Source organism: Limnohabitans sp. (genome assembly GCF_040401135.1).
Lineage (GTDB): Bacteria > Pseudomonadota > Gammaproteobacteria > Burkholderiales > Burkholderiaceae_C > Limnohabitans.
Genome location: NZ_JBBAOV010000054.1, coordinates 1 through 7821, shown reverse-complemented (window position 1 = coordinate 7821; position 7821 = coordinate 1). Strand labels below are relative to the sequence as shown.

The following is a 7821-nucleotide window of genomic DNA, read 5'->3' as shown; positions in this document are numbered from 1 at the left end:
ACCCGCGAAGCCAACCAAACCAACAACAACACAGGCGCCCCCAAAACTGCAGTGCTGGTAAAAAAAGCCTCATACCCATGCGCATCCACATACACACCCGAAAACCCCGCTAGCCACTTGGGCGCAAGCAACATCATCGAACTAAACAGTGCGTATTGCGTGGCCGAGTAGTTCACATTCGTGAGGCTAGACAAATACGCAATGAACGCCGCTGACGCAATGCCACTGGCCAAGTTGTCGGCCGATATCACCCACACCAAAGCCGTTAAGTCATGCCCGCGAGTGGCCAGCCACGCAAACAGCAAGTTGGTGATGGCGCTTAGCACCGCACCCAGCATGAGGATGCGCATCACACCCAGTCGCATCGACAACACGCCACCAATGAACGCACCCAACAAAGTCATGATGACGCCAAACACTTTGGTAACGGCGGCCACTTCGTCTTTGGTGTAGCCCATGTCCACGTAAAACGGGTTGGCCATGATGCCCATCACCACATCGCTGATGCGGTACACCGCAATCAACCCCAAGATGATGGCTGCTTGCCAGCGGTAGCGGCGGATAAATTCGGCAAAGGGCTCAACCAATGCACTGCGCAGCCACTCGGCTGCATTGCGTGCAGGCGGCATGTCTCGCTGTGCAGGTTCGGGCGACAGCAGCACAGTCAACACGCCTAGGCTCATGGAGGCAGCCATCACCAAATACGCGGTTTGCCACGCATTGTGCAGATACGCAGTTTCGTCCGCACCGGCTACGCGTGCCGCCACCCACAACACACCTGCACCCGCCCAAATCATGGCCAAGCGGTAGCCGGTTTGGTAGGTGGCGGCCAAAGCTGCTTGGTGCTGGGCATCGGCAGATTCAATGCGATAGGCGTCCAGCGCAATGTCTTGCGTGGCTGATGCAAACGCCACCACCAAGGCACACCACACCACCGGCTCCAGCGCTACTTGTGGGTCGAGCAAAGCCATGCCCACCAAGCCCGCTACCACCACGAGTTGCGACAACAGCAGCCAACTGCGGCGTCGGCCCAGCCAGCGCGTGAGCAGCGGCAAAGGCATGCGGTCCACCAGGGGCGACCACACCCACTTAAACCCATAGGCCAAACCCACCCAGCTTAAAAAACCAATGGTGCTGCGGTCAATGCCGGCTTCGCGTAAGCGAAAACTCAGCGTGCCCAGCACCAACAAAAGTGGCAAACCCGCCGAAAAGCCAAGGCACAACATGCGCCAAGAGGCGGGCTCTAGGTAAACCTTCAATGCGGCCAACCAGCCCAGTTTTTTAACTTCGGCGGGCGGCGTGGATGCTGGACTTGTTGTATCGTTCATGTCTCTATTTTCAGGCTTTCACAAAGAAACTTTTCCATGCTTACCAAACGTGCTTTTCTTTACGGTTGTGTTGGCTGCGCTTGCGGCCTGGGCAGCGGCGCCCTATTGGCGCGTGAGGGTGTGGAGGTTACCCGCGAAGCATCGGTCTTTGCTGGACTAGTGCCTGCAGCCGAGGTGGAGCAGTCGGCCCGCAAACAATACGGCGACATGATGAAAGACGCCGCCAGCAAAAATGCGCTGGGGCCTGACAACCACCCCGAAGTCATCCGCTTGCGCCGCATTGCCAAAGACATCATCCCGCACAGCTTTGACTGGAACCCACGTGCCAGAGAGTGGAAGTGGGAAGTCAACCTCGTGGGGTCCAACCAAATCAACGCGTTTTGTATGCCCGGCGGCAAGATTGCTTTTTACAGCGGCATCCTCACGCAACTCAAGCTTTCCGATGACGAAGTGGCGATGGTCATGGGCCACGAGATTGCCCATGCTTTGCGTGAGCACGCCCGTGAGCGCATGGGCAAGGCCACGGCCACCAACGGCGTGGCGGTGATTGGCAGCACCGTGGCATCTATTTTCTTTGGCGTGAGTCCGCAAATCACCGACCTTGTGGCCAACCAAGGTGCCAAACTGCTAAACCTCAAGTTCAGCCGTGATGACGAAACCGAAGCCGATTTGGTGGGTATGGAAATCGCCGCACGCGCGGGCTATGACCCCCGCGCTGGTGTCACGCTGTGGCAAAAAATGAGCGCCGCCAACAAAGGTGCGCCACCGCAGTGGCTCAGCACACACCCTTCGGGCAACACGCGCATTGAAGAAATTCAGGCCAATTTGCCCAAGGTCATGCCGCTGTTCGAACGGGCTAAGTGAGCTGGATAAACAAGCAGTTTAAAAAACCATTTGCTCTGCCGTCACTGGCAGTGTGACCTTGAAGGTAGTGCCGACCCCTGGGCTGGTCACAAAATCAATCGAGCCTTGATGAGACTCCACAATGGTGCGGCTCAGCCACAAACCCACGCCCATGCCGTCGTCTTTGTTGGTGCGTAGCAGCTCAAAAATGGATGCCGCAATGTCAGACGCAATGCCAGAGCCGTTGTCAGTCACGCTGACCAACAACTTGTCGTTGTTCAGCAGTGTGCGCACTTCAATGCGCTTGGCATGCGCCTGGTCGGGCAAAAATGCATCGTTGGCGTTGGTGATCAGGTTCAAAAAAACCTGTTGTAGCTGCGATTTGTCACCAGTAAAGTAAAGCGGCTGGGGTGACGCATCGACGACCAAGTCAATGACGTTGCGATGCAGCCGTGCTTTACAAATCAACAACACATCAGCTATTAACTCATTGATGTCAAAAGTTGACAATGTCTTGTTACCGCTGCCAAACATATTGCGCAAGGTTCGGATGATGCCGGCTGCACGTTGGTTGTCTTTCATCAAGTCGCCCATCGCCTCTTTGAGGGTGGCGTCATCCAAAGCTTCAGCCCCGCCTTGCGTGAAAGCCGACTCAATCAGCTCAGCATTCAGCTGAATGGCAGTCAGCGGTTGATTGAGCTCGTGCGCCAAGCTTGCAACCAAAGCGCCCATGCCAGCGGTCTTGTTGAACAGTGCCAGCTGTCGAATGATCTCTTCACGCTCTCGAAGCACTTTCTTTAGTTGTTCGCTTTGGTGCTGCATGGCACTGGCGCGTTCGGTAGATACGGCCAGGTCTTGCACAAGCGTCATTTTTTTGCGCTCTGCAATCTCTAAAAAGATGCGAAGAAAAGCAATGTTGCTTAAGGTGATGAAAGTGAACTGGCCGATCACCATCACCGCTTGATGCCAGCTGGGCTGATACAGGTCATCGATCGTGCCTGACAAAAACACGCCCAGCGTGCGAATGCCTAGCGTGATCGTGAGCGTCAATCCCGCCCACATGAGCAAGTTAGCACCGAGTGAGGCTTGTTGCTTGCTTACCTGGCGGCCGATAAGGAAATAATCGAAACATAAAACCGCATAAAAAGCATTGAACACCATCAGCGCTTCCCACTCGGCTTGCTGGATGTAAATCAAATACACAAAGATCGCAAAGTAGGTCGTGTTCATCAGCGTGTAGATAGCATGCACGCGATTTTGTGGCTCTGGCAGCAGATAGATGCGCAGTGCCACCATGCGCCCCCAGTTACCCACCAACATCAAGAGCTGAGCAACAACCATGAACACAAACTCTGACACTGTGCCGCGCATAGCCAGCAACACCACGGCCACACCGCTGATCATGCCGCTGGCGCACCATAACTTGACTTGGTAGCTGCGATGCTCTTGCAGCGCAAGCCAAATCGCGCCGTGCAACATGACGTACACGAAGCAAATCATGAAGATCGTGGTTTGGGTGTCTAACTGCATAAAAGCAATTGCTGCTTAGGTTCCGCCCACGTACGGATTGGTTTTGCGCTCCCGGCCAAAGGTGCTTTCAGGCCCATGGCCTGGAATGAAAACCGTGTCGTCGCCCATAGGCCACAAACGCTGCGTGATGCTGTTGATCAAATCGTCGTGGTTGCCTTGTGGAAAATCGGTGCGGCCAATGCTGCCTGCAAACAGCACATCGCCCACAAACGCACGTTTAATTTCAGGCGAATAAAACACCACATGGCCAGGTGTGTGGCCCGGGCAATGACGCACTTGCAGCGTGTGCGTACCCAAGGTGACGGTGTCGCCATCGTGCAGCCAACGCGTGGGTGTGAAGGTGCGTGAAGGGGGGAAGTTGTAGTTGGCCGCGGCTTGCGGCAAGCCGTCAATCCAAAACTGATCGCCCTCATGCGGGCCGATGATGGGCAGGCTTAATTTTTCAGCCAAGTCGGCGGTGGCGCCTGCATGGTCGACGTGGGCGTGTGTGAGCCAAATTTGCTCTAGTGTCACGCCTAGCTCTTTGCAGGCGTTTTGCAACACGGGCAAATCGCCACCTGGGTCAACGATGGCAGCTTGCATCGTTTCATCGCACCAAACGATAGAGCAGTTTTGTTGAAAGGGGGTGACGGGGACGGTTTCGTACTGAAGCATAGGCAGAGGATGTTAGCGCCAAACATGGGCAAAAGCCGGTGGGGTGGGGTTGGCCTATACGCCATTGGGCGTATTTACAAGTGCGAATAGATCAAAAATAATATTCAACCCTACTAGCGATTTCCCTCAAGAGGAACGGACGCCATGAATAACTTTCACAATTTAAAGCTTGTTAAGCCCACGACTGATCGCTGCCGGCTCGATCAATTATGCGAATGGATTGAAGCCAATATTGACAAGCCGATCGGCTGGGCCGAACTGACGACGCAAAGTGGTATGGATCATTTGGAGTTGCAGCGTGAGTTCGGCGCACATTTCAAAACCAGCCCCATGCAATGGATACGAAGCCGTCGCATTGACAGCAAGAAGTCATCCATGGCGGAGGTGATGGGTGCGCTTGGACGGCAGCAATGGCAAGTGGTTCAGGCAAAAGGCTAGAGGCTAAGAGCTGAAGTTGCGTTCAATGAAACACAGATTTCAACGACGCCTCATATTGCGCTGCAAGTTTTAACAGCGCCTTCATTCTGCTGTTGCCGTCATTTGCAACTTGGGCTTTGTCTTGGCTGATCATGGCAATAGCTTCCACCACAGCGCCGCCAAATTCATTGAATGAAGCGCCGCACGCATCGTTCAAGTCGCACAAATAACCTCGTTTATACATTTGCCTTGCAGATTGGCCTTCCAAAATAGCGGGGGCCAGAATCAAACGAAATGGAAAGTGCTGTTTGAACAGCGAGGTGTCCGATAGTTGGTCGTTTTGCACCCGTGTGGGGGACAGCAAAAGCCTTGGGGCCCTGTGAAGGGTTGACTCAAAAACCCAACGAAAACGCTCCAGAAAGTCAGACGTGGCATTCAGCTCAATTTCTGACACAGAGGTTGGAACAATGACCAAGTCGTATTCAAACAAAAGCTCGGCTGTGACCGAGTCGCTCCAAGTCAGGTCGGAGATGACGATGTCATTGCTATAGCAAAGGCGACGCAACTTTTGCTTGGCCTCGTTCACTGGGCGTGTGCCACCCACTTCAAGCGGCAGGGGCTCGTGGTGAATGTTGATACCAATGGGCGGCGCGCCCTCTAGCCATTTGCTGGAAGAGCCGTGCAAATCGAAATCTAAGAGGGCCACTTGGTGGCCTTGTTTGCACAAATAAGCCGCCAAGTTGGCGGATACCGTGCTTTTGCCGACACCACCTTTTTGGCTGGTAATAAGTATTTTGAATTCAGCCATGAAGAGGCATCAAATCAAGGTGGTCAACCCTGTTGGTTTTGGGCGCGATCATCAGTTTTTCGCGCTGGTGGGTGATCCATTGAATCGGACTCATGCCGTGATGCAGCATGAAGAGATGAATCAATTCTTCGTTGGACATTTTTGAGCGATCAACCAAAACACTCCAACCAATGCACTCGTGGAGATGCTGCAAAAGCCATTGGCAAAGCTCATCTAATTTTTGCTTTTCGTCCAGGCGAACCCGGTCGAGCAGCAATTGCACAGAGGACATGGCGGCACTTTATAAATTAAGACTTACATGCTAGTTGAGCCATTTCATTCTGTGAATACGCCTCAGGGCGTACATGCCGAGCTAGGCTAATTCAAAAGTAATATTTTTTTAAGTTAAGGAAGTCAACCGCAAGGAGAAAAACCCCCTCGCGAAGTGCGCTTTTGTAACAAAGTAGAGCTAAATCAGCACTCATCCGTTCCATGCCCAGGCGCCGCCTGCGTGGGCACATGGTGGCGCAAGCCCACTTGCTGGTTGCGCTCATCCACAAACACCAACTGAGGTTCATGCTTAGCCACTTGGTCTTCATGCACTTGTGCAAATGACGCAATGATCAACAAGTCACCCACACTGGCGCGGCGAGCCGCTGAGCCATTGACCGAAATCATGCCCGAGCCACGTTCGCCTTTGATGGCGTAGGTGATGAAGCGTTCACCGTTGTTGATGTTCCAAATGTGGACTTGTTCGTTTTCACAAATATTGGCGGCGTCCAGCAGGTTTTCGTCGATGGCGCAAGAGCCCTCGTAGTGCAATTCGCATTGCGTGGCGACAACGCGGTGGATCTTGGATTTCAGCAAGGTGCGGAACATGGTGATGGGAATCTAAAACTTATTAATGCCCGAATCATAGAGCGCGAAGCTGAGGCTTAACTAACAAGGCTCAGCGCGTGTCAGTGGCCCAAAAGCCTTGCCGCACCCAAACCCGCCACTCGGCCACTGGCCAAGCAACCGCTTAACAGGTAGCCGCCGGTGGGGGCTTCCCAGTCCAACATTTCACCCGCCACAAACAAGCCGGGCAGAGTGCTGGCCATGAGGTGCGCGTCCAAAGCTTCTAGGCGCACGCCGCCTGCGCTGCTGATGGCTTCGTCCATCGGGCGCGTAGAAGCCAGAGAAATGGGCAGATGTTTGATGGCGGCTGCCAATTGCGCAGGGTCGTTCATGGCGTCTTTGCTTAGCACCTCATGTAACAGGCCCAAGTGCAAAGGGGTGAGGTTGAGGCGACTTTTTAAATGGCTGCTAAGCGAGCGCGTGCCACGCGGGTGAGACACCTCGGCCAACACACGCTCGGGCGTGAAGTCGGGCTTGAGGTCAAGGTGCAAGGTGGCAGAGCCACTGCGTGCAATTTCGTCGCGCAACAACGCTGAAGCGGCGTAAACCAAATTGCCCTCCACGCCCTTAGCGGTGACCACAAATTCACCTCGACGGCTAAAGCTGCGGCCCGCACTGTCGGTGAATGACAAAGCCACCGACTTGAGTGGTGCGCCTGCAAACTGGCTTGACAAATGGCTGCTCCAGCCTGCATGGCCATCGCGGCCTTGCACGTCGAAGCCGCAGTTGCTGGGGCGCAGTGGCGACACGTCAACGCCCAAGGCACCCAGCCACGGTTGCCACGCGCCGTCCGAGCCCAGCTTGGCCCAGCTGCCGCCGCCCAAGGCCAATAGCACGGCATCGGCGTGCGCGGTATGCGTGCCTTGTGGTGTGTCAAAACTGAGCGTGAATTGTTTGTCTGCGTGTTGCAAAGCACCGTTCCATCGGTAGCGCATGTGAAACGTCACAGGCGTGCCCTGCGCTGGATGGCGCAAGCGATGCAGCCACGCACGCAACAGCGGTGCGGCTTTCATGTCGGTGGGGAAAATGCGCTGTGAGCTGCCCACAAACGTGTCAAGGCCTAAGCCTTTGACCCATTCGCAAATAGCAGTGGCGTCGAATGTTTTGAGCCAAGTTGCACAAGCCTCGCTGCGCTCTGCGTAACGCGTGGTGAAGATGTCAAATGGCTCGGCATGCGTGAGGTTGAGCCCACCTAAACCTGCCAGCAAAAACTTGCGGCCGACAGAGGGCATGGCGTCATACACATGCACAGAAACACCTGCGGCGCTAAGCACTTCAGCGGCCATCAGACCAGCGGGGCCTGCGCCAATGATGGCGATTTGTGGGTTTTTAGTTGTATTCACGGGTGAAGTGTAGGTGGCACAG

The 7821-nt window shown here is 54.7% G+C and carries 9 protein-coding genes; 2 read left to right on the top strand and 7 right to left on the bottom strand.

The features are described 5' to 3' along the window. Positions 1-1328, bottom strand: a 1328-nt coding sequence (locus ABWP81_RS11320; protein WP_353141855.1) for an AmpG family muropeptide MFS transporter, incomplete at its 3' end; no start/stop codon positions are given. A gap of 36 nt (positions 1329-1364) precedes the next feature. Here ABWP81_RS11320 and ABWP81_RS11315 point away from each other — a divergent pair. Then, a complete protein-coding gene (locus ABWP81_RS11315; protein WP_353136571.1) occupies positions 1365-2192 on the top strand; it encodes a M48 family metallopeptidase in 828 nt (275 codons plus the stop codon). A gap of 18 nt (positions 2193-2210) precedes the next feature. Here the strand turns inward: ABWP81_RS11315 and ABWP81_RS11310 are convergent, their stop codons facing one another. Both ABWP81_RS11310 and ABWP81_RS11305 read right to left on the bottom strand, forming a co-directional pair. Continuing rightward, entirely contained in the window at positions 2211-3701 is a 1491-nt protein-coding gene (locus ABWP81_RS11310; protein ID WP_353141854.1) for a sensor histidine kinase, read from the bottom strand. Positions 3702-3716: 15 nt separating this feature from the next. Next, entirely contained in the window at positions 3717-4355 is a 639-nt protein-coding gene (locus tag ABWP81_RS11305; RefSeq protein WP_353136565.1) for an MBL fold metallo-hydrolase, read from the bottom strand. Between the two features lie 144 nt (positions 4356-4499). On the opposite strand from ABWP81_RS11305, the gene ABWP81_RS11300 reads away from it, so the two are divergent. Beyond that, a complete protein-coding gene (locus ABWP81_RS11300) occupies positions 4500-4793 on the top strand; it encodes an AraC family transcriptional regulator (protein WP_353141853.1) in 294 nt (97 codons plus the stop codon). Positions 4794-4815: 22 nt separating this feature from the next. Here ABWP81_RS11300 and ABWP81_RS11295 read toward each other — a convergent pair whose 3' ends face one another. The 4 genes from ABWP81_RS11295 to ABWP81_RS11280 form a co-directional block, all read right to left on the bottom strand. Beyond that, positions 4816-5580, bottom strand: a complete 765-nt coding sequence (locus ABWP81_RS11295; protein ID WP_353141852.1) for a ParA family protein — start codon at positions 5578-5580, stop codon at positions 4816-4818. Next, positions 5573-5842 carry a hypothetical protein gene (locus tag ABWP81_RS11290; RefSeq protein WP_353136556.1) on the bottom strand — a complete coding sequence of 90 codons (270 nt, stop codon included), beginning with the start codon at positions 5840-5842 and terminating at the stop codon, positions 5573-5575. Before ABWP81_RS11290 ends, ABWP81_RS11295 begins: the two co-directional genes overlap by 8 nt. Positions 5843-6033: 191 nt before the next feature. Beyond that, the gene (gene panD / locus ABWP81_RS11285; RefSeq protein ID WP_353136553.1) at positions 6034-6438 is read right to left on the bottom strand and encodes an aspartate 1-decarboxylase; all 405 of its coding nucleotides are present in this window, start codon (positions 6436-6438) and stop codon (positions 6034-6036) included. An 80-nt stretch (positions 6439-6518) separates the two neighbouring features. Beyond that, complete coding sequence (locus ABWP81_RS11280; protein ID WP_353141851.1) at positions 6519-7799, bottom strand: TIGR03862 family flavoprotein; 1281 nt, start codon at positions 7797-7799, stop codon at positions 6519-6521. Positions 7800-7821 lie beyond the last annotated feature (22 nt).